We start from the raw sequence: 18,980 nt of genomic DNA on the forward strand, positions 1-18,980 counted from the left end.
GGTCGCGGGCTTTAACGGTACGGCGCATCGGCGGCAAGGTTCGCCGCGATCGCGCTTTCCCAGCGGTCACCGTTATCGAGCAACTTCGACTTGTCGTAGATCAGCTCTTCGCGGGTCTCGGTCGAAAATTCGAAGTTCGGACCCTCGACGATGGCATCCACGGGGCAAGCCTCCTGGCACAGCCCGCAATAGATGCACTTGGTCATGTCGATGTCGTAGCGCGTCGTGCGGCGGCTGCCGTCGTCGCGGGGTTCCGCCTCGATCGTGATCGCCTGCGCGGGGCAAATCGCCTCGCACAGCTTGCACGCGATGCACCGCTCCTCGCCATTGGGATAGCGACGCAGCGCGTGCTCACCCCGGAAGCGCGGAGAGATCGGGTTCTTCTCGAACGGATAGTTGATCGTCGCCTTTGGCTTGAAGAAGTAGCGAAGGGTCAGCGCATGGCCCTTCACGAACTCCCACAGCGTAAAAGCCTTGACGTACTGAGCAACGCTCATGCCGGAACTCCCACGCGCGCATACATCAGCACGCCAGACACCAAGAATACCCAGAACAGCGACACCGGCAGGAACACTTTCCAGCCCAGCCGCATCAGCTGGTCGTACCGGTAACGCGGTACGGTCGCCTTCACCCAGGAAAAGACGAAGAAGAAGAAGCACATCTTCAGCAGCAACCAGACGATACCTGGCACGACATAAAGCGGCGCCCAGTTGATCGGAGGCAGATAGCCGCCCCAGAACAGGATCGCGTTCAGCGCGCACATCAGGATGACGTTGGCATATTCACCCAGCCAGAACAGCGCGAACGACATCGAGCTATATTCGGTCTGGTAGCCCGCGACGAGCTCCGACTCCGCTTCGGTCAAGTCGAACGGCGCGCGCTGCGTCTCGGCTAGGGCCGAGATGAAGAACATGATCGCCATCGGGAAGAGCAGCGGGTTCAGGAAGAAGCCGTTGACCCCCGTGTTCAGCACGCTCTTCTGAGCCTCGACGATGGCGGTCAGGTTGAAGCTGCCCGACCACATCACGACCGAAATCAGGATGAAGCCGATCGCGACTTCATAGGACACCATCTGCGCAGCGGCACGAAGCGCCGAATAGAAGGGGTATTTCGAGTTCGACGCCCAGCCCGACAGGATCACGCCATACACGCCCAGCGACGAGGCGGCGAGAACATAGAGCAGGCCGACATTAATGTTGGCGACGACCACGCCCGGTTGGAAGGGCACCACCGCCCAAACGATCAGCGCGACCGTGAACGTGATGATCGGTGCCAGCAGGAACAGCCCGCGATTGGCGGCGGCCGGAACGATGGTTTCCTGAAGGAAGACCTTCAGACCGTCGGCGAAGGACTGGAGCAGACCGAAGGGACCGACCACGTTCGGCCCCCGGCGCAGCGCCATCGCCGCCCAGATCTTGCGGTCGACATAGATGACCATCGCGACGGCCAGCATCAGCGGCAGCGCGATCGCCAGAATCCCGACCAGCGTCGCGATCGTCCAGGCCCAGCCATAGGGAAGGCCGAGCGTCGTGTTGAAAAACGCGGTCACTCCGCTGCCTCCGCATAGCTCTCACCATGGACCAGTTCGGCCGAGCAGCGCTGCATCGTCGGGCTGGCGCGGCAGATCGCGTTGGTGAGGTAGAAGTCCTTGATGGGGTAACCCTCGAGCGTGCCGGTCGCGGTCGCATTCAGCGACGGCGCGGCCCAGTCGAAGGTCGCTAGCCCGACCTGGCCCAGCGCCGGAACCTCTGCAACCATGGCGGCGCGCAGCTCTTCCAGCGTGTCGAACGGCAAGGTCTTGCCCAGCACTTCGGACAGCGCACGGAAGATCGTCCAGTCGTCGCGCGCGTCGCCCGGTGCGAACACCGCACGGTCGCCACGCTGCACCCGGCCTTCGAGGTTGACCCAGGTGCCCGACTTCTCGGCAAAGGTCGCGCCCGGCAGGATGACATCGGCGTGATGCGCACCCTTGTCGCCATGATGGCCGACGAACACCTTGAAGCTGCTGCCGAACTTGGCAAAGTCGACCTCGTCGGCACCCAGGAAGAAAGCGAGCTTCGGCGCGGCCGAAACCACGTCCGCGATGCCGCCCTTCTGCGCGTAACCGAGCATCAGGCCGCCCATGCGGGACGCCGCCATGTGAACGACGTTATAGCCGTTCCAGGCCGAACCGTCGTCCAGCGTCCGCACCAGATTGAACTGGTCGACCAGCTTCAGGCTCGCGCCATGCGCACCCTTCAGCGCCCCGCCGCCGACGATGACCATCGGACGCGCGGCCTTGCCGAACAGCTCGGTCACCGCCTCGGGCAGGTTGCCCAGCACCGACAGGTCGGCGCCCAGCCACTCGACCTTGTAGGTCAGGTCAGTTTCAGGGCCGATCGCGAAGACCTTAGCGCCCTTCTTGATCGCCTTGCGGATGCGGGTGTTCACCAGCGGCGCTTCCCAGCGCAGATTGGTGCCGATCAGCAGGATCGCATCGGCGCGCTCTACGCCCGCGATGGTCGTGTTGAAATTGACCGCGGCCAGGCTCGACGTGTCGTAATCCATGCCGGTCTGACGACCTTCGAGCAGGCTCGAACCCATCTTGGCCAGCAGCGCCTTGGCGGCGAACATCGTCTCGCAATCGACCAGATCACCGGCGATGGCGGCGACGCTCGAACCAGCGTTGACGTCACGGATCGCGGCGAAGGCCTCGTCCCAGGTGGCAGGGACCAGCTTGCCGTCGCGGCGGATGAACGGACGGTCGAGGCGACGACGGACCAGGCCGTCGATCGCGTGACGCGTCTTGTCGCTCGCCCACTCCTCGTTCACCTCGTCATTGATACGCGGCACGCAGCGCAGCACCTGACGACCCCGGCTGTCGAGGCGGATGTTCGTCCCCACCGCATCCATCACGTCGATGGCGAGCGTCTTCTTCAGCTCCCAGGGACGCGCCTCGAACGCATAGGGCTTGGACGTCAGCGCACCCACCGGGCACAGGTCGACGACATTGCCCGACAGCTCGCTCGACACGGCCTGTTCGAGGTACGAGGTGATCTGCATATTCTCGCCGCGATAGATCGCGCCGATTTCTTCCACGCCCGCAACCTCTTCGGCGAAGCGGACGCAGCGGGTGCACTGGATGCAGCGAGTCATGACCGTCTTGACGATCGGACCCATATACTTCTCGGTGACGGCCCGCTTGTTTTCGTCATAGCGGCTATGGCCCTTGCCATAGGCCATGGACTGGTCCTGCAGATCGCACTCGCCGCCCTGATCGCAGATCGGGCAGTCCAGCGGGTGGTTAATCAGAAGGAATTCCATCACGCCTTCGCGCGCGGCCTTCACCATCGGGGTGGTGGTGAAGATTTCCTGATTGTCCGCCGCCGGAAGCGCGCAGGACGCCTGCGGCTTGGGGGGCCCAGGCTTCACCTCGACCAGGCACATGCGGCAATTGCCCGCGATGGACAGCCGCTCATGATAGCAGAAGCGCGGGATTTCCTTGCCCGCAAGCTCACAGGCCTGCAGCACGGTGGCGCCCTGCGGCACCTCGATCTCGACGCCGTCGACTTTGACCTTAGGCATTATTCGGCAGCTTCCATCATCGGGGCGTTGCCGCCCGTCTCGCCTTTGCGTTCGCGAATGCGGCGTTCCATCTCCGGGCGGAAGTGGCGGATCAGGCCCTGGATCGGCCAGGCCGCCGCGTCGCCGAGCGCGCAGATGGTGTGGCCTTCGACCTGCTTCGTCACCTGGAACAGCGTGTCGATCTCGGCCACATCGGCATCGCCAGTGCGCATCCGCTCCATCACGCGCCACATCCAGCCGGTGCCTTCACGGCACGGCGTACACTGGCCGCAGCTCTCATGCTTGTAGAAATAGGACAGACGGCTGATCGCACGGACGATGTCGGTCGACTTGTCCATGACGATGACGGCCGCCGTGCCGAGACCCGACCCCACCGCCTTCAGGCCGTCGAAGTCCATCGGCGCGTCCATGATCTCGGCGGCGGGCACCAAAGGCACCGACGAACCGCCCGGGATCACCGCGAGCAGATTGTCCCAGCCGCCACGGATACCACCGCAATGCTTTTCGATCAGCTCACGGAAGCTGATCGACATGCTTTCCTCGACCACGCAGGGGCGATCGACATGGCCGGAAATCTGGAAGAGCTTGGTGCCCTTGTTGTTCTCGCGCCCGAAGGAGGAGAACCACTCGGCACCGCGACGCAGGATCGTCGGAGCGACCGCGATCGATTCGACATTGTTGACCGTGGTCGGGCAACCATAGAGACCCGCACCCGCCGGGAAAGGCGGCTTCAGGCGCGGCTGGCCCTTCTTGCCCTCCAGGCTTTCGATCATCGCGGTCTCTTCGCCGCAGATGTACGCGCCGGCACCACGGTGCACGAAGACGTCGAAGTCATAACCCGAGCCACAGGCATTCTTGCCCAGGAAACCCCGGTCATAGGCCTCGGCGACCGCCGCGAACAGCGTCTCGGCCTCACGGATATATTCGCCGCGGATGTAGATATAGGCCGCCCGCGCACGCATCGCGAAGCCCGCGACCAGCGCGCCCTCGATCAGCTTGTGCGGATCGTGGCGGATGATCTCGCGGTCCTTGCACGAACCCGGCTCGGACTCGTCGGCGTTGATGACCAGGAAGCTCGGCCGGTCGGGGCGCGGTTCCTTGGGCATGAAGCTCCACTTCATGCCAGTCGGGAAGCCCGCCCCGCCGCGCCCACGCAGACCCGACGCCTTGATGACGTCGATGATCTTGTCCTGGCCCAGTTCCAGCAGCGCCTTGGTATTGTCCCAATCGCCGCGCTTCATCGCCGCGTCGACGTTCCACGGCTGATAGCCGTAGAGATTGGTGAAAATGCGGTCCTTGTCAGCGAGCATTATGCGCCCCACTCCCCGCGATAGTCATGATTGTCGCCGACCATGGCGGTCAGCGTGGTCGGACCGCCGATCGGCTCGACCGTGTGGCGACCCGGCTCCTGCGTGCCGGTCTTGGGGCTCTCGCCCCGCGCCAGCGCTTCCAGGATCGTGACCGTGCGATCGTAATCCAGATCTTCGAAATTGTCGTCGTTGATCTGGACCATTGGGGCCGAGGCGCAATTGCCCATGCACTCGACCTCGGTCAGCGTGAACATCCCGTCGGGCGTGGTCTTGCCCTTGATGAGGCCCTTGTTCTTGCACGCCGCCAGCACATCGTCCGACCCGCGCAGCATGCACGGCGTCGTGCCGCACACCTGCACGTGATAGCGGCCGACCGGCGCGAGGTTGAACATCGTGTAGAAGGTCGCGACCTCATAGATGCGCATGTACGCGACACCCAGCTGGCGCGCGACGAACTCGATCACCGGAACCGGCAACCAGCCTTGCGTCTGCGTCTCCGCCCCTACCTGGCGCTGGGCCAGGTCGAGGAACGGGATCGAGCAGGACTGTTCGCGACCCTTGGGATAGCGCGCGAGAATCTCGTTCGCCTTCTTCTGGTTCTCGTCCGTCCAGGCGAAATTGCCCCAACGGGCGCGGACTTCGGCCTCGTCGGGGATGTTGGGAGCGTCAGCCATTAGCGGTCACATTCACCAAAAACGATATCCATCGCGCCCAGGATCGCGGTCGTGTCGGCCAGCATATGACCCTTGGACATGAATTCCATGGCCTGGAGATGGCTGAACGCGGTCGGGCGGATCTTGCAGCGATAGGGTTTGTTCGTGCCGTCGGAGACGAGGTACACGCCGAATTCGCCCTTGGGGCTTTCGGTCGCGACATACACTTCGCCAGCGGGGACGTGATAGCCTTCAGTATAGAGCTTAAAGTGGTGGATCAGCGCCTCCATCGAGCGCTTCATCTCACCGCGCTTGGGCGGCGTGACCTTGCGGTCGGTGGCGAGCACCGGACCTTCGGGCATCTGCGCCAGGCACTGCTTCATGATCCGGGCCGACTGGCGCACTTCCTCGACGCGCACCATGAACCGGTCATAGCAGTCGCCGCTGGTGCCCACCGGCACGTCGAAGTCCACCTTGTCATAGGCATCATAGGGCTGCGACTTGCGCAGGTCCCACGGAATGCCCGAGCCACGGATCATCGGGCCCGAGAAGCCCCACTTGATCGCGTCCTCGCGGTTCACCACCGCGATGTCGACATTGCGTTGCTTGAAAATGCGGTTGTTCGCCACCAGGCTGATCGCGTCCTCGAACAGGCGCGGCAGACGGGTGTCGAGCCAATCGGCGATATCGGTCAGCAGCTTGAGCGGCACATCCTGATGGACGCCGCCGACGCGGAAATAATTCGCATGCATGCGCGCGCCCGAGGCCCGCTCATAGAAGTTCATGCAGTCTTCGCGGATTTCGAACAGCCACAGGTTCGGCGTCATCGCGCCAACGTCCATGACGTGGCTGCCGATGTTGAGCATGTGGTTCGAGATACGCGTTAGCTCGGCGAAGAACGTCCGCAGATATTGCGCGCGCAGCGGCACTTCCAGATCGAGCAGCTTCTCGACCGCCAGCACGAAGCTATGCTCCATGCACATCGGCGAGCAGTAATCGAGCCGGTCGAAATACGGCAGCGCCTGCGAATAGGTCTTGTATTCGATCAGCTTCTCGGTGCCGCGATGCAGCAGGCCGACATGCGGATCGACGCGCTCGACGATCTCGCCGTCCAGCTCCATGACGAGGCGAAGCACCCCGTGCGCCGCCGGATGCTGCGGGCCGAAGTTGATCGTATAGTTCTGGATCGACACGTCGCCCGTGGTCGGGTCAACGGCGTCCGTCTTGTGGAGCAGTTCGTCGACGTAGTCGCTCACTGGTTCTGTCCTCCGCCCTTGCCCGGCACGACGTCCGGGTCCTGGGGCTTACCTTCGGCCTTGTTGCCCGGATGCGGTTCGCCCGCGCCCGTCTGCTTGGGGCTTTCGGTGGTCTTGGTCTCGGCCGTCTGCGAGGGCGCAACCTTGTCCGGCGCTGCGTCGGCCTTCTTCACCGCGTCCGCACTGGCCGGGGTCTGCGCCCCCTTGCCCTGCGCCTGCATGCCCTTCTCGTCGCCCGGAAGGACGTACTCGGCACCTTCCCACGGGCTCTGGAAGTCGAAGTTGCGGAAGTCCTGCGCCAGCTTCACCGGCTCATAGACGACGCGCTTTTCCTCTTCCGAATACCGCAGCTCGGTATAGCCGGTCAGCGGGAAGTCCTTGCGCAGCGGGTGGCCGCGGAAGCCATAGTCGGTCAGAATGCGACGCAGATCGCTATTGCCCGAGAACAGCACGCCGTACAGGTCATAGACCTCACGCTCCAGCCAGCCTGCGACCGGCCACAGCCCCGTCACCGACGGAACCGGCTTGTCCTCGTCGGTCGAGACATGGACGTGCAGGCGGTGGTTGCGGGTCAGCGAGAGCAGGCAGTAGACCACCTCGAAACGCTCGTCGCGCTCCGGATAGTCGACGCCCGCAATCTCCATCAGCTGCTGATATTCCAGCCCCTTGGTATCGCGCAGCGCGATCATCGCCGGAACCAGGTTCGCGCGGTCGACGACCAACGCAACCTCGCCGACATGCTCGCGCGCGTCGATCAGCCAGGGGCCGAGTGTGGCGCGGGCCGCATCGATCACGCCGTCATTGGCGGCATAACGGGGAGCTGGTGCCCTCACCGTTCGATGCTCCCGGCGCGGCGGATCTTCCGCTGCAGCTGCATCACGCCGTACAGCAGCGCTTCGGCAGTCGGCGGGCAACCGGGGACATAGATGTCCACGGGCACGATCCGGTCACAGCCGCGCACCACCGAATAGCTGTAGTGATAGTAGCCGCCGCCATTGGCGCAGCTGCCCATCGAGATGACATATTTCGGGTTCGACATCTGGTCGTACACACGACGCAGCGCCGGAGCCATCTTGTTGCACAGCGTGCCCGCCACGATCATCACGTCCGACTGGCGCGGAGACGCGCGCGGCGCGGCGCCGAAGCGCTCCAGATCGTAACGCGGCATGTTGACGTGGATCATCTCCACCGCGCAGCACGCCAGACCGAAGGTCATCCACCAGAGCGAGCCGGTGCGCGCCCACTGGAACAGCTCCTCGGTCGAGGTGACGAGGAAGCCCTTGTCGGTCAGCTCGCCGTTAAGCCCGTCGAAAAAGCCCTGATCGGGCTGAATGACGGCCTGGCCATCATGGGCGAGTCCGCCATGAGCCTGCGGCTTGAACTCAACCGGACCGGAGTGAAGATTTACTCCCAATCCAACGCTCCCTTCTTCCACGCATAGACGAGACCCAGCGCGAGCTCGCCGATGAAGATCATCATCGAAAACCAGGCGGTCCAGCCGAGACTGAAGACACTGACCGCCCAGGGGTACAGAAACGCCGCTTCCAGATCGAAGATGATGAACAGGATGGCGACGAGGTAGAACCGCACGTCGAACTGGCTGCGCGGGTCTTCGAACGCGGGGAAGCCGCACTCATATTCGGACAGCTTCTGCTCGTTGGGCTTATGGGCACCGGTCAGGCGCGCCACGAGCATCGGCAGAAACACGAAGGCCGTCGACAGAACCAGGGCAACGCCCAGGAACAGGAGGATCGGCAGATATTGCGACAGATCGACCAAGTTTTTCTCTCGCAGATGCGGAACTGGATGCGGATGGCTTTAGGCCGATGGGTCGGCCGGAGCAAGCCAGCGGAGGCATGAGAATGAATCGCAACTGAACGGTGCCATTCACCCCATTCGGGGAAATTTAAGATGGTATCTGAAGGAGTTGAGCGCAATAGCAGCACGCGATCGCGCTCAAAATCCCTTCAGCGCGTTAACGAAGTGCGTTCGCCAGCAGCTTGTGCAGCTTGGAATGCAGGCCTTCGTTCGCCGCCAGATACTCGCCGCGCTCGAGCGACTTGTCCGAACCCCGGAAATCGCTGACGAAACCGCCCGCTTCTCGCACCAGCAGCATGCCCGCCGCCGCGTCCCAGGGCTTCAGGCCCGACTCCCAGAAGCCGTCGTAACGACCCGCCGCGACCCAGGCGAGGTCGAGCGCGGCCGAGCCGAAGCGGCGGATGCCAGCGACCTGCGGCGCGATCGCACCGAAAATGCGGCTCCACTGGACGAAATCGCCATGACCAAGGAACGGAATGCCGGTAGCGATCAGGGCCTCCGACAGGTCGCGGCGCGACGAGACGCGCAGGCGGCCGTCCTGCAACCACGCCCCCCGGCCCTTCTCGGCCCAGAAACTCTCATCGGTTAGCGGCTGATAGATCAGGCCGGTCGTGACCTCACGCTTGCCATTCGCCAACGGCTCCTCGACCGCGATCGAGATGGCGAAGTGCGGAATGCCGTGCAGGAAGTTCGAGGTGCCGTCGAGCGGGTCGATGATGAAGCGCGGCTTGGACGGATCGCCCTTGATCTCGCCACCCTCCTCCATGAGGAAGTTCCAGTCGGGACGCGCCTTCTTCAGTTCCTCGAAGACGGTTTCCTCGGCGCGCTTGTCGGCCATCGACACGAAGTCGGCGGGCCCCTTGCGGCTGACCTGGAGGTGCTGGACCTCGTTGAAGTCGCGGCGGAGACGCGGGGCGGCCTTGCGCGCGGCGCGTTCCATGATGGTGAGAAGCCCGGAGTGCGAGGCCATGATCGTCCTTTCGATCGCGCCGCTGCATCGTCCCACGGCGCTGGAATGAAAAGGCCCGCCGCGAACGACGGGCCGGGACGGCGGATGACGGGGTCGCGCTCAGGTCGCGCCGGTCATCCGCCGATCGTGATTAGTCCGCGCGGCGGACGTAGGTCTGTTCGTACACGTCGACGACGATGCGCACGCCGCTGGCGATGTGCGGCGGCACCATCACGCGGACGCCATTGTCAAGGATGGCGGGCTTGTACGAGGACGAGGCGGTCTGCCCCTTCACCACGGCGTCGGCCTCGACGATGGTGGCTTCGATCGTGTCGGGGAGCTGGACCGAGATCGGACGCTCCTCGTGCAGTTCCATCACGACGTCCATGCCGTCCTGCAGGAAGGCGGCGGCATCGCCCAGCAGGTCGCGCGGCAGCGTGATCTGCTCATAGGTTTCCTTGTCCATGAAGGTCAGGTCGTCGCCTTCCGCGAACAGGAACTGGAAGTCCTTGGTATCCAGGCGGACGCGCTCGACCGTCTCGGCGGAGCGGAAGCGGACGTTGGTCTTGCGGCCGTCGATGAGGTTCTTCATCTCGACCTGCATATACGCACCGCCCTTGCCGGGCTGGGTGTGCTGAATCTTCACGGCGCGCCAGATGCCGCCTTCATACTCGATGATGTTGCCGGGACGAATGTCCACGCCGCTGATCTTCATGGGTCTTCAACCTGCTGGAAAGAGCGAAGGACACCGGCGCGAGAAACGCGGCCCGGCCTCCTGTGTCGGCCGCTTTAACGCGAAGCGGTCTTTCCGGCAAGCAGCGGATAGGGGTCGACCGGCTCACCCTGATACCAGCCGTCACCGGCCCGCATCCAGTGGACGGCGAAATGCAGATGCGTGTTGCCCGGCCCCGCATTGCCGCTGTCGCCGACATAGCCGACGACCTGGCCCTGACGAACCCGCTGCCCCTCCGCCAGCTCCGGCGCGTATCCCTGAAGATGCGCGTAATAGAGGCTCCAGCGCTGATCGGGCGAACGGATATAGAGCGTGTGGCCACCGCGCTCGCTCTCGAACAGCTTCTCTATGGTACCGCCAAAGGCCGCGACCACCGGGGTTCCCGCCGGGGCCATGATGTCCAGCCCCTGATGCTGCCGCTTGCCACCCTCGCGCGGGTCACCCCAGTCGCGGTGCAACTTCGCCATGGGATAGCCCGCCACCGGCATGACGAGAGCGGCGGAGCCCCCTGCGACGCCCGGCGTCTTGGGGGCCGGGGCCGCTGGCACGACGATGCCACCGGTCCCAAAGGACAGCATCGACACGAAGCCGCCGACCACCACGACGATCGCGCCCAGCATCACCCAGCCGAAACGCGACAATGGCCCCGCCCCCCTCGCCTTCCTCATTCCTGGAACACCGCCTGCGTGCCGGGCTTCACCATCAACGACAGGCGTGCCGCATCCCAGTTGGTCAGGCGGATGCAGCCATGGCTCTCGGCACGCCCGATCGTTTCGGGACTGGGGGTGCCGTGAATGCCGTAATGCGGCTTGGACAGGTCGATCCAGATCACCCCGACCGGGCCGTTGGGTCCCGGCGGCAGCATCGCCTTGCGATCCCCCTTGTCGGCATCCCAGAACAAGGCGGGGTTATAATGAAATTGCGGATTATAGTCCGCGCCATAGATTTTCCACGTACCGATGGGCAGCGGATCATGTTCCGACCCCATGGTCGCCTGGAACTGCGCGACCAGCTTGCCCTGTCCGTCCAGCACGCGCAGCACCGAATCCGACTTGTCGACGACGATCTTCTCACCGCGCGGCTGACGCGCATCCACGTTCAGGCTGTTCAGCGTCGCCTTCCAGTCCGCCGGGAACACATCCGGATAGGCGCGCGACGTAGGCAGCGAGTTGGGCACGACCAGCCGCTGGCCGACCTTCACCTGCGCACCCGGATTGAGCGCGGCGAGTATAGCGGGCGTGGTATGGAAACGCTCGCCCAGCGCTTCCCAGGCGTCACGATAACCCAGGCGCGGCAGCTTGGCCTGCGCCGGCGGGTCCTTGGGCAGCGGATTGGTATAGGGGCCGTCGACGGTCTTCTGGTCGATCACCACCGTCTTGGTCGGACGCCAGCCGCGATAGGGATACAGCGCCTTCAGCGTCGCGCTGTCCGGCTCGCCGGTCACCGGCAGGCCGCGCGCCTCCTGAAACCCCTTGAGCGCGGCGGTCAATGACATGCCGCGCCGCCCGTCGATCACCCCCGGCGAGAAGGCCAAATGGTCCAGAATGACCTGAACGTGCATCACGCTGGGGTCGATCTCGCTGCGATCGATCGGCTTGACCTCCTGCGCTGGGGCGGGCGTCGGGTGAGTGGCGACGGCCACCAGTGCCAGTGCCACTCCGCCGCCCATCACGATCGCCAGCTTCTTCATGCGCCCCGTCCTTTACGCCGTTCCTACCTGGTTGATAAACGCAGGCGACGGCGCTTGTTTCCGATGCGCAACGGGTTGGCGCCGCCGGCAACGGGATGGGGCAGCGGAAATCAGCTCTTCAGAATCTCGGCAAAGGCCTTCACCGCCGCAGCTTCATCGCCGTTCCACACGCCGCCCGACACCGCCAGGAAGTCCGCCCCCGCCTTCACCAGCGGCGCGGCATTGTCGGGCGTGATACCGCCGATCGCGACGCAGGGCAGCTCGAACAGGGTGGACCACCAGGACAGGATCACCGGCTCGGGCCGATGCTGGGTGTCCTTGGTCGTAGTCGGATAGAAGGCACCGAACGCCACATAGTCCGCGCCGCTTTCGCCCGCCTGCATGGCGAGGTGGCGGCTGTCGTGACAGGTCACGCCAATCTGCACCGTCGGACCGAGCACGTCGCGGGCCTCGCGCGCGTCGCCATCCTCCTGGCCCAGATGCACACCGTCCGCGCCCAGCCGCTTGGCCAGGCTGATGCTGTCATTGACGATGAACGCCACGTCTCGGTCGGCGCAGATACGCTGGAGCGGCTCGGCCAGCTTGGCGGCGGCATGCTGGTCCATGTCCTTGACGCGAAACTGGAAGGCCGCGACCGGCCCGGCATCCAGCGCGCGCGCCAGCCGGTCGGCAAAACCACCGGTCACGTCGAGCGGCGAGATTAGGTAAAGCTGGCAGGGGGGGCGCCGCATGTCGCGCACAAAGGCGTCGGCGAATTGCGGATCGAGGGGGCCCAGGGGATCGTCTTCAAGCGTCATGCCCCTCCCCTAGCGGCTGACGCGGCGTCCGTCACCTATGCGGTGCCGGTGCGGAATGGGCGTCCCGGTTCCCCAACCGGAACGCCCAACCCTAGCAAGAACTTATTCTTCGTTCTTGTAGATCGCGATCAGCTTATCGAGCATCGCCAGCGCTTCGTCACGCGGACGCTGGAAGGTGTTGCGGCCGATGATCGAGCCATTGCCGCCACCGTCGCGAATGTCGCGTGCGTCCTGATAGACGGCATCGGCGCCCTTGGCCGCGCCGCCCGAGAAGACGACGATCCGGCGGCCCGCGAAGCTCGACTGGACGACATGGCGCACGCGGTCGGCCTGGTTCGACCAGTCGGTGCCCTCATAGACCTTCTTGGCTTCGGCCTGCTCAATATGGTCGCTGGGCAGCTTCACCTTGATGATGTGCGCGCCGAGCAGGGCGGCCATGTGCGCCGCATAGGCGCCGACGTCGAGCGCCAGCTCGCCGTCCTTGGTCAGCTTGCCGCCGCGCGGATAACTCCAGATGACGGTGGCGAGGCCCGCCTCACGCGCTTCGGCCGACAGGATCGCGATCTGGTCCATCGCGTCGAAGATGCCGTCCGAACCCGGATAGATGGTAAAGCCGATCGCCGCGCAGCCCAGCCGTACCGCATCCTGCACGCTGCCCGTCACGGCCTGGGTGATCGAGGTGCCCCAGCTGTTCGAGCTGTTGATCTTCAGGATGGTCGGGATCTGGCCTGCGAAGGTGTCGGCACCGGCCTCCAGCATGCCCAGCGGCGCGGCATAGGCCGACAGCCCGGCGTCGATCGCCAGCTGGAAATGGTAATGCGGGTCATAGGCGGGCGGATTGACCGCGAAGCTGCGCGCCGGGCCATGCTCAAAGCCCTGATCGACCGGCAGGATGATGACCTTGCCGGTGCCGCCCAGCTTGCCCTGCATCAGGATGCGGGCCAGGTTCGCCTTCACCGCGGCGGGCGTGCCTTCATATTTGTCGAGAATGGCCTTTACGGTCGGGGTCATCATGTCTCTCCAGATTGGTGTAGGGCGATAAAGGGGTCAGAGCATCAGCCAGCGGCGCAGCGCCTGATCGACCTGCTCCATCCGGGTGGGGGAAGCATGGCCGATGACTTTGACGATATGGTTGCGGGGGATGGACAGGATCTTGTCCACCTGCACCTCGCACTCGACGGTCAGGCCGGTATGCTCGCGCGGAGAAAAGGCGACACGGAACAGCGCCTCGCCACCGACGACCGAGGTCATCGGGCAGACGGTGATTGTGTTGTGCGTCTCGTTATACAGGTCCGACTGGACCACAAGGAACGGGCGGTGGTCTCCCCCTTCCCCGGTCGTGGCCAGCACGATGGCGGCATGGGCGATCGTCATGCGTCACCCTCCTTGGCCAGCGCGTTCCAGAAGGCGAAATCCTCCGGCGTGTCGCGCTTTGACGCGCGGGTCGATTGGCGGCGTGCCTCACGACGATAGGCTTCGTCGTGCAGGTCGACATAGCGACGCACCGCTTCGCGCGCGATGTCGCTCTTGCTGCGCCCCTGCGTGCGCGCGACGGCGGCCAGCCGCTCTTCCAATTCGGTGTCGAGACGGACGCCGAGCATCACCACTTCCTTCGTTTAACGCGTTTAACCTAGCAAGTCCTGGGCGGCGGATCAAGCGGCTGTCTGACCAATTGCGACGCCCAAGAAAAAACCCCGCCGCCCGGGAAGGCGACGGGGTGATTGTCGTGCCGAGTGGCTCGACCGTCAGGCGGTGAGCGCCGCGACGCCGGGCAGGTCCTGCCCTTCCATCCACTCCAGGAACGCGCCGCCCGCCGTCGAGACGAAGGTGAACTGCGTGCCCACGCCCGCCTGGTTGAGCGCAGCGACGGTATCGCCGCCGCCCGCGACCGAAACGAGGCTGCCATCCTGGGTCAGCGCCGCCGCCGTCTTGGCGAGCGCAACGGTCGCCATGTCGAAGGGCGGCGTCTCGAACGCGCCGAGCGGGCCGTTCCACACCAGCGTACGGCAATTCTTCAGCACGTCGCCCAGCGCCTCAACTGCGTTGGGGCCCAGGTCGAGGATCATCTCGTCGGCGGCCACTTCGCGGACGTTGACGGTGCGCGTCTCGGGGTTCGGCTTGAACTCCTTGGCGACCACCACATCGTACGGCAGGTGGACCGTGCAGCCCGCCTTGTCAGCGGCGTCGAGGATCTCCTCGGCAGTGCCGGTCAGGTCATGCTCGCACAGCGACTTGCCCACATCGACGCCGCGCGCGGCGAGGAAGGTGTTGGCCATGCCGCCGCCGATGATCAGGTGATCGACCTTGCCCACCAGATGCTTGAGCACCGCGAGCTTGGTCGAGACCTTGGCCCCGCCGACCACGGCCGCGACCGGATGCTCAGGGTTGCCCAGCGCCTTTTCCAGCGCGTCGAGTTCGGCCTCCATCGCGCGGCCCGCAAAGGCCGGAAGCTGGCGGGCCAGACCTTCCGTCGAGACATGCGCGCGGTGCGCGGCCGAGAAGGCGTCGTTGACGTAGAGATCGCCCAGCTTGGCGATCTGTGCCGCCAGTTCAGGATCGTTCTTTTCTTCGCCCGTATGGAAGCGGGTGTTTTCCAGGATCGCGATATCGCCGGGATTCAGTGTGGCGACCGCCGCTTCCGCTGCCTCGCCCGCGACGTCATCGATGAAACGCACCGGACGGCCCAGCACGTCGCTATAGGGCTGGGTCAGCATCGCCAGCGAGAATTCGGGGTTACGCTGGCCCTTGGGACGACCAAAATGAGCGAGGATCAGCACGATCGCGCCCTTGTCGGCCAGTTCGGTCACGGTCGCGATCGTCGCGCGCAGGCGGGTGTCGTCGGTGACGCGGCCATCGGCCATCGGCACGTTCAGATCCTCGCGCACCAGCACGCGCTTGCCCTGGACATCGCCCATATCGTCGAGCGTCTTGAAGGCCTTGGTCATGATTCCTCGATCCTAATGTTATCGCCGATGCGGATCGTGCCGCCCTCGATCACGCGGGTGCATACGCCGCCGCGCCAGTCGGGCTTGAGGGCCGCCTGCAATCCGTCGGCGATCGCGTCCATGCGGTGGCACGGATCGCATTCGATGGTGATTTCCAGAAGGACGGGCCCGACGCGTAAGCGGGTGCCCGGAATTTGGGGAAGGTCGAAATCCTCGACCAGCAGGTTCGCTCGGCGCTCCTGCCAGGGGATGTCACGGCCGATCTCGGCCAGCGCGGCGTCCCAGTCGGCTCGCTCGATCAGCGTGACCTGCCGACGCCCGCGGCCGCCGGGCTTTACGCGCCCGCGCACATCGCCTTCCACCCCGCCGTCCAGGGTAACGATGGCGGTGTCGATCACCTCCATCGGCCCCTTGGGCACGGCGTGGCGGGCGATGCCGGCCAGACGCCCGGTCATCACCCGCCCCTCGCTCATCAGAGGAACTTCGCCATCGCGGTCGCGGTGTCGACCATGCGGTTCGAGAAGCCCCATTCATTGTCGTACCAGGACACGACGCGCACCAGCTTGCCGTCGATCACCGCCGTCTCCAGGCTGTCGACGGTCGAGGACTGCGGCGAGTGCATCAGGTCGATCGAGACCAGCGGCTCGTCGGTGTAGACGAGGACGCCCTTCAGCGCCTCGCTCTCCGACGCCGCCTTCAGGATCGCGTTGACCTCTTCCTTGGTCGTGTCGCGCGCGGGCGTGAAGGTCAGGTCGACCAGGCTGACGTCCGGCGTCGGCACGCGGATGGCCGAGCCGTCCAGCTTGCCCTTCAGCTCCGGCAGAACCTCGCCCACCGCGCGGGCAGCACCCGTGGTGGTCGGGATCATCGACATGGCGGCAGCGCGGGCGCGGCGCAGATCGGGGTGGATCTGGTCGAGGATCTTCTGGTCGTTGGTATAGGCGTGGACCGTGGTCATCAGGCCGCGCTCGATGCCGATCGCGTCGTTCAGCACCTTGGCGACCGGCGCCAGGCAGTTGGTGGTGCACGAGGCGTTCGACACGATCGTGTGGTCGGCGGTCAGCTTGTCATGGTTGACGCCGTACACGACAGTCAGATCGACATTCTTGCCGGGGGCCGAGATCAGCACCTTCTTGGCACCCGCCGCGATGTGCTTTTCGCACGACGCCTTGTCGGTGAAGAAGCCGGTGCACTCCAGCACCAGGTCGACGCCCAGCTCCTTGTGCGGCAGGTTCGCCGGATCGCGCTCGGCGGTGACGCGGATGCGCTTGCCGTCGATCACGATGTCGTTGCCATCGGCGGCGACTTCGCCCGGATAGCGGCCATGGATGCTGTCGCGGCTGAACAGCCAGGCGTTCGACTTGGCGTCGGCGAGATCGTTGATCGCGACCAGCTCCAGCGCGTCACCACCCCGCTCGAGGATCGCACGGGCGACCAGTCGACCGATGCGGCCGAAACCGTTGATTGCAACCTTGACCGTCATGCCAGCAAGCTCCTGTCTCATATCGGCCGTGCCTTGGACGACACCGCCCCGGTAGGATGGAAATCGCAGATTGTGATTCCATCGTCAGCGCCACGCCTTTCGGAGGCGATCGGTTCGCTGTCAACCGCCGCGACGCGCCGAACCGTCCAATTCCGGGTTGCCGCGATATGTCAGCCTGCTAAGCCCATTTCATGTCCGAACCCATTGCCGACGACGCCCTTTCCTCGGTCGAGCGGATCGACCGCGCCATCGCCCGGATCGAACGCGCGATCCGAACCCGCGCGGCGAAGGAAGACGCGCTCGCCCGCCGTCACGCCGCCCTGAAGGCGCGCATGGCGGAGGCGGTGACCGCGTTGGACGACGTCATCAGCCGGGGGAGCGCCGCCTGATGGCCGAGGTCACGATCATGGTCGGCGACCGCCCGCACCGCGTGGCGTGTCAGGACGGCGGCGAAGCGCGTGTGCGCATGCTGGGCCAGATGCTCGACCAGCGCTGGCCGGCGGCCCTGCGCGCCTCGGGCGGCCATAATGGCGAGCGGGCGCTGTTGTTCGTCGCGCTGATGCTCGCCGACGCATTGGAGGAGGCCGAGCGGCGGCCGCCCGCGGGCGCAGCGGTCAGCGAAGCCGCGCTGGCGCGCATCGCCGAGCAGCTGGAGGCGCTGGCCGATGCGCTGGATGAGGAAAGCCGCCCTTGAGTAACGCAGAGCCCTCGCCTACATGGGTTGGCGGCGGGCTCTGCCCGGTACGAGCCACGATAATCCCTGAGGCTATTCTTCATCCAAGGGGGCTGTCCCTGCCCGGACTCTGGTCCGACGCACATGGTCCCCACCTGACGTATTGGGCGTCAGTGGATATTACGGCACACGGCCACGGCGGTCCCGCCACCCGCCCCCTTCCGGTATGATCGACAAACGTGCCCTCCGCGCCCGGATGCGCGCCATACGGGATGCGCATGGCCCCGGCCTGTTGCCGGTCGCGCGGCCCTTTCTGGACCGCCTTCTGCCCGGCCAGATCGTGGCAGCCTATCGCCCGCTAGGGGCCGAGGCCGATCCCGCCTTGTGGGTGGAAGCGGCGCTCCATGCAGGTGCGATGATCGCCCTGCCCCATGTCGTCGACCGGGCAAGCCCCATCCGCTTCCTGCGCTGGTCGGATGGCCAGGACTTGAGCATCGGCGCGTTCGGACTGCACCAGCCCGACGCACACGCACCCGAATGCGTGCCAGACATCATCCTGACCCCGCTGGTCGGCTTTGACCGGCGCGGCAATCGGCTGGGCCAGGGCGCAGGCCATTATGACCGCGCCTTTGCCGCGCATCGCGACGCCTGGCGCGTCGGCATCGCCTGGAGCGTGCAGGAAGTCGTGGAGCTGAAACCCGATGACTGGGACGTGCCGCTCCACGCCATCGCCACCGAATCGGAATGGATCACCCCATGACCCCCAGTTGGCGCAAACCCGCCGGAATGCTGCTGATCGTCGCGATCATCATCGTCTGGGCGATGCTGGTGGTCAGCCTCTCCGGCACGGTCGGCCAGTGGCATTGGGTGCTACAGCTGGTGTTCTACATCGTTGCGGGGATCGTGTGGATCACGCCGATGAAGCCGCTGCTACGCTGGATGGAGGGCGGTCGACACTAAGGACCGCAGCATCGGGGGTGGACACGAGAGGCATTCTCGCGCGGGGGTAAACAAAAACGCCATCCCGAAGGATGGCGCGAGTGACGGGGCTCGAACCCGCGACCTCCGGCGTGACAGGCCGGCGCTCTAACCAACTGAGCTACACCCGC

The 18,980-nt window shown here is 65.1% G+C and carries 24 protein-coding genes and 1 tRNA gene; 4 read left to right on the plus strand and 21 right to left on the minus strand.

The features are described from left to right. Nucleotides 1–11 precede the first annotated feature (11 nt). The 20 genes from nuoI to gap form a co-directional block, all read right to left on the minus strand. The gene (gene nuoI / locus SSA01S_RS08650) at nucleotides 12–497 is read right to left on the minus strand and encodes an NADH-quinone oxidoreductase subunit NuoI (RefSeq protein WP_042483186.1); all 486 of its coding nucleotides are present in this window, start codon (nucleotides 495–497) and stop codon (nucleotides 12–14) included. Further along, nucleotides 494–1,549, minus strand: a complete 1,056-nt coding sequence (gene nuoH, locus SSA01S_RS08655; protein WP_058716355.1) for an NADH-quinone oxidoreductase subunit NuoH — start codon at nucleotides 1,547–1,549, stop codon at nucleotides 494–496. The genes nuoI and nuoH overlap by 4 nt, the downstream gene beginning before the upstream one ends. Next, nucleotides 1,546–3,564: an NADH-quinone oxidoreductase subunit NuoG gene (nuoG, locus tag SSA01S_RS08660; RefSeq protein ID WP_061780078.1), complete on the minus strand. Its 2,019-nt coding sequence runs from the start codon at nucleotides 3,562–3,564 to the stop codon at nucleotides 1,546–1,548. The genes nuoH and nuoG overlap by 4 nt, the downstream gene beginning before the upstream one ends. After that, nucleotides 3,564–4,874 (minus strand): NADH-quinone oxidoreductase subunit NuoF, encoded by a 1,311-nt coding sequence (gene nuoF / locus SSA01S_RS08665; protein WP_058745084.1) that lies wholly within the window; start codon nucleotides 4,872–4,874, stop codon nucleotides 3,564–3,566. The genes nuoG and nuoF overlap by 1 nt, the downstream gene beginning before the upstream one ends. Further along, on the minus strand, nucleotides 4,874–5,548 hold the full coding sequence (locus SSA01S_RS08670) for a complex I 24 kDa subunit family protein (RefSeq protein ID WP_058716353.1): 675 nt from the start codon (nucleotides 5,546–5,548) through the stop codon (nucleotides 4,874–4,876). Before SSA01S_RS08670 ends, nuoF begins: the two co-directional genes overlap by 1 nt. Then, nucleotides 5,548–6,783, minus strand: a complete 1,236-nt coding sequence (locus SSA01S_RS08675; RefSeq protein WP_061780079.1) for an NADH-quinone oxidoreductase subunit D — start codon at nucleotides 6,781–6,783, stop codon at nucleotides 5,548–5,550. Before SSA01S_RS08675 ends, SSA01S_RS08670 begins: the two co-directional genes overlap by 1 nt. After that, on the minus strand, nucleotides 6,780–7,616 hold the full coding sequence (locus SSA01S_RS08680) for an NADH-quinone oxidoreductase subunit C (RefSeq protein ID WP_061780080.1): 837 nt from the start codon (nucleotides 7,614–7,616) through the stop codon (nucleotides 6,780–6,782). Before SSA01S_RS08680 ends, SSA01S_RS08675 begins: the two co-directional genes overlap by 4 nt. Then, entirely contained in the window at nucleotides 7,613–8,197 is a 585-nt protein-coding gene (locus SSA01S_RS08685; RefSeq protein WP_206378809.1) for a NuoB/complex I 20 kDa subunit family protein, read from the minus strand. Before SSA01S_RS08685 ends, SSA01S_RS08680 begins: the two co-directional genes overlap by 4 nt. Further along, complete coding sequence (ndhC, locus tag SSA01S_RS08690; RefSeq protein WP_056438114.1) at nucleotides 8,188–8,562, minus strand: NADH-quinone oxidoreductase subunit A; 375 nt, start codon at nucleotides 8,560–8,562, stop codon at nucleotides 8,188–8,190. Before ndhC ends, SSA01S_RS08685 begins: the two co-directional genes overlap by 10 nt. A gap of 196 nt (nucleotides 8,563–8,758) precedes the next feature. Further along, on the minus strand, nucleotides 8,759–9,571 hold the full coding sequence (locus SSA01S_RS08695) for an inositol monophosphatase family protein (RefSeq protein ID WP_056438117.1): 813 nt from the start codon (nucleotides 9,569–9,571) through the stop codon (nucleotides 8,759–8,761). A gap of 130 nt (nucleotides 9,572–9,701) precedes the next feature. Then, the gene (gene efp / locus SSA01S_RS08700; RefSeq protein WP_042483212.1) at nucleotides 9,702–10,265 is read right to left on the minus strand and encodes an elongation factor P; all 564 of its coding nucleotides are present in this window, start codon (nucleotides 10,263–10,265) and stop codon (nucleotides 9,702–9,704) included. A gap of 74 nt (nucleotides 10,266–10,339) precedes the next feature. Next, nucleotides 10,340–10,951, minus strand: coding sequence for a M23 family metallopeptidase (locus SSA01S_RS08705; RefSeq protein ID WP_170171322.1), 612 nt, complete (start codon nucleotides 10,949–10,951; stop codon nucleotides 10,340–10,342). Then, nucleotides 10,948–11,973, minus strand: coding sequence for a L,D-transpeptidase family protein (locus SSA01S_RS08710; protein WP_061780082.1), 1,026 nt, complete (start codon nucleotides 11,971–11,973; stop codon nucleotides 10,948–10,950). Before SSA01S_RS08710 ends, SSA01S_RS08705 begins: the two co-directional genes overlap by 4 nt. Before the next feature lie 110 nt (nucleotides 11,974–12,083). Continuing rightward, nucleotides 12,084–12,770, minus strand: a complete 687-nt coding sequence (thiE, locus tag SSA01S_RS08715; protein WP_061780083.1) for a thiamine phosphate synthase — start codon at nucleotides 12,768–12,770, stop codon at nucleotides 12,084–12,086. Between the two features lie 102 nt (nucleotides 12,771–12,872). Beyond that, nucleotides 12,873–13,781: a class I fructose-bisphosphate aldolase gene (locus SSA01S_RS08720; protein WP_061780097.1), complete on the minus strand. Its 909-nt coding sequence runs from the start codon at nucleotides 13,779–13,781 to the stop codon at nucleotides 12,873–12,875. A 36-nt stretch (nucleotides 13,782–13,817) separates the two neighbouring features. Next, on the minus strand, nucleotides 13,818–14,144 hold the full coding sequence (locus SSA01S_RS08725) for a type II toxin-antitoxin system PemK/MazF family toxin (RefSeq protein ID WP_061780084.1): 327 nt from the start codon (nucleotides 14,142–14,144) through the stop codon (nucleotides 13,818–13,820). Then, the gene (relB, locus tag SSA01S_RS08730) at nucleotides 14,141–14,371 is read right to left on the minus strand and encodes a type II toxin-antitoxin system RelB family antitoxin (RefSeq protein ID WP_058733351.1); all 231 of its coding nucleotides are present in this window, start codon (nucleotides 14,369–14,371) and stop codon (nucleotides 14,141–14,143) included. Before relB ends, SSA01S_RS08725 begins: the two co-directional genes overlap by 4 nt. Nucleotides 14,372–14,515: 144 nt before the next feature. After that, nucleotides 14,516–15,715 (minus strand): phosphoglycerate kinase, encoded by a 1,200-nt coding sequence (locus tag SSA01S_RS08735; RefSeq protein ID WP_061780085.1) that lies wholly within the window; start codon nucleotides 15,713–15,715, stop codon nucleotides 14,516–14,518. Continuing rightward, nucleotides 15,712–16,188, minus strand: coding sequence for an MOSC domain-containing protein (locus SSA01S_RS08740; RefSeq protein ID WP_244885634.1), 477 nt, complete (start codon nucleotides 16,186–16,188; stop codon nucleotides 15,712–15,714). The genes SSA01S_RS08735 and SSA01S_RS08740 overlap by 4 nt, the downstream gene beginning before the upstream one ends. Then, the gene (gene gap, locus SSA01S_RS08745) at nucleotides 16,188–17,198 is read right to left on the minus strand and encodes a type I glyceraldehyde-3-phosphate dehydrogenase (RefSeq protein ID WP_061780086.1); all 1,011 of its coding nucleotides are present in this window, start codon (nucleotides 17,196–17,198) and stop codon (nucleotides 16,188–16,190) included. The genes SSA01S_RS08740 and gap overlap by 1 nt, the downstream gene beginning before the upstream one ends. Nucleotides 17,199–17,389: 191 nt before the next feature. Between gap and SSA01S_RS08750 the strand changes: the two genes are divergently transcribed. From SSA01S_RS08750 to SSA01S_RS08765, 4 genes are all read left to right on the plus strand, one after another. Beyond that, nucleotides 17,390–17,587 carry a hypothetical protein gene (locus SSA01S_RS08750; RefSeq protein ID WP_058716340.1) on the plus strand — a complete coding sequence of 66 codons (198 nt, stop codon included), beginning with the start codon at nucleotides 17,390–17,392 and terminating at the stop codon, nucleotides 17,585–17,587. Continuing rightward, nucleotides 17,587–17,892 carry a cell division protein ZapA gene (locus SSA01S_RS08755; RefSeq protein ID WP_061780087.1) on the plus strand — a complete coding sequence of 102 codons (306 nt, stop codon included), beginning with the start codon at nucleotides 17,587–17,589 and terminating at the stop codon, nucleotides 17,890–17,892. Before SSA01S_RS08750 ends, SSA01S_RS08755 begins: the two co-directional genes overlap by 1 nt. 205 nt (nucleotides 17,893–18,097) lie before the next feature. Then, nucleotides 18,098–18,631 (plus strand): 5-formyltetrahydrofolate cyclo-ligase, encoded by a 534-nt coding sequence (locus SSA01S_RS08760; protein ID WP_061780088.1) that lies wholly within the window; start codon nucleotides 18,098–18,100, stop codon nucleotides 18,629–18,631. Further along, nucleotides 18,628–18,831 carry a DUF2842 domain-containing protein gene (locus tag SSA01S_RS08765; protein ID WP_061780089.1) on the plus strand — a complete coding sequence of 68 codons (204 nt, stop codon included), beginning with the start codon at nucleotides 18,628–18,630 and terminating at the stop codon, nucleotides 18,829–18,831. Before SSA01S_RS08760 ends, SSA01S_RS08765 begins: the two co-directional genes overlap by 4 nt. 72 nt (nucleotides 18,832–18,903) lie before the next feature. Here the strand turns inward: SSA01S_RS08765 and SSA01S_RS08770 are convergent. Further along, a tRNA-Asp gene (locus SSA01S_RS08770) sits at nucleotides 18,904–18,980 on the minus strand.

The sequence above is a fragment of the Sphingomonas sanguinis NBRC 13937 genome, from assembly GCF_001591005.1.
Lineage (GTDB): Bacteria > Pseudomonadota > Alphaproteobacteria > Sphingomonadales > Sphingomonadaceae > Sphingomonas > Sphingomonas sanguinis.

What these genes read in the sequence shown, in the direction of transcription:
- nuoI (WP_042483186.1), bottom strand. Translation starts at nt 497, where the DNA reads ATGAGCGTTGCTCAGTACGTCAAGGCTTTTACGCTGTGGGAGTTCGTG.
- nuoG (WP_061780078.1), bottom strand. Translation starts at nt 3,564, where the DNA reads ATGCCTAAGGTCAAAGTCGACGGCGTCGAGATCGAGGTGCCGCAGGGC.
- nuoF (WP_058745084.1), bottom strand. Translation starts at nt 4,874, where the DNA reads ATGCTCGCTGACAAGGACCGCATTTTCACCAATCTCTACGGCTATCAG.
- SSA01S_RS08670 (WP_058716353.1), bottom strand. Translation starts at nt 5,548, where the DNA reads ATGGCTGACGCTCCCAACATCCCCGACGAGGCCGAAGTCCGCGCCCGT.
- SSA01S_RS08695 (WP_056438117.1), bottom strand. Translation starts at nt 9,571, where the DNA reads ATGGCCTCGCACTCCGGGCTTCTCACCATCATGGAACGCGCCGCGCGC.
- efp (WP_042483212.1), bottom strand. Translation starts at nt 10,265, where the DNA reads ATGAAGATCAGCGGCGTGGACATTCGTCCCGGCAACATCATCGAGTAT.
- SSA01S_RS08705 (WP_170171322.1), bottom strand. Translation starts at nt 10,951, where the DNA reads ATGAGGAAGGCGAGGGGGGCGGGGCCATTGTCGCGTTTCGGCTGGGTG.
- SSA01S_RS08710 (WP_061780082.1), bottom strand. Translation starts at nt 11,973, where the DNA reads ATGAAGAAGCTGGCGATCGTGATGGGCGGCGGAGTGGCACTGGCACTG.
- thiE (WP_061780083.1), bottom strand. Translation starts at nt 12,770, where the DNA reads ATGACGCTTGAAGACGATCCCCTGGGCCCCCTCGATCCGCAATTCGCC.
- SSA01S_RS08720 (WP_061780097.1), bottom strand. Translation starts at nt 13,781, where the DNA reads ATGACCCCGACCGTAAAGGCCATTCTCGACAAATATGAAGGCACGCCC.
- SSA01S_RS08725 (WP_061780084.1), bottom strand. Translation starts at nt 14,144, where the DNA reads ATGACGATCGCCCATGCCGCCATCGTGCTGGCCACGACCGGGGAAGGG.
- relB (WP_058733351.1), bottom strand. Translation starts at nt 14,371, where the DNA reads ATGCTCGGCGTCCGTCTCGACACCGAATTGGAAGAGCGGCTGGCCGCC.
- SSA01S_RS08735 (WP_061780085.1), bottom strand. Translation starts at nt 15,715, where the DNA reads ATGACCAAGGCCTTCAAGACGCTCGACGATATGGGCGATGTCCAGGGC.
- SSA01S_RS08740 (WP_244885634.1), bottom strand. Translation starts at nt 16,188, where the DNA reads ATGAGCGAGGGGCGGGTGATGACCGGGCGTCTGGCCGGCATCGCCCGC.
- gap (WP_061780086.1), bottom strand. Translation starts at nt 17,198, where the DNA reads ATGACGGTCAAGGTTGCAATCAACGGTTTCGGCCGCATCGGTCGACTG.
- SSA01S_RS08750 (WP_058716340.1), top strand. Translation starts at nt 17,390, where the DNA reads ATGTCCGAACCCATTGCCGACGACGCCCTTTCCTCGGTCGAGCGGATC.
- SSA01S_RS08755 (WP_061780087.1), top strand. Translation starts at nt 17,587, where the DNA reads ATGGCCGAGGTCACGATCATGGTCGGCGACCGCCCGCACCGCGTGGCG.
- SSA01S_RS08760 (WP_061780088.1), top strand. Translation starts at nt 18,098, where the DNA reads ATGATCGACAAACGTGCCCTCCGCGCCCGGATGCGCGCCATACGGGAT.
- SSA01S_RS08765 (WP_061780089.1), top strand. Translation starts at nt 18,628, where the DNA reads ATGACCCCCAGTTGGCGCAAACCCGCCGGAATGCTGCTGATCGTCGCG.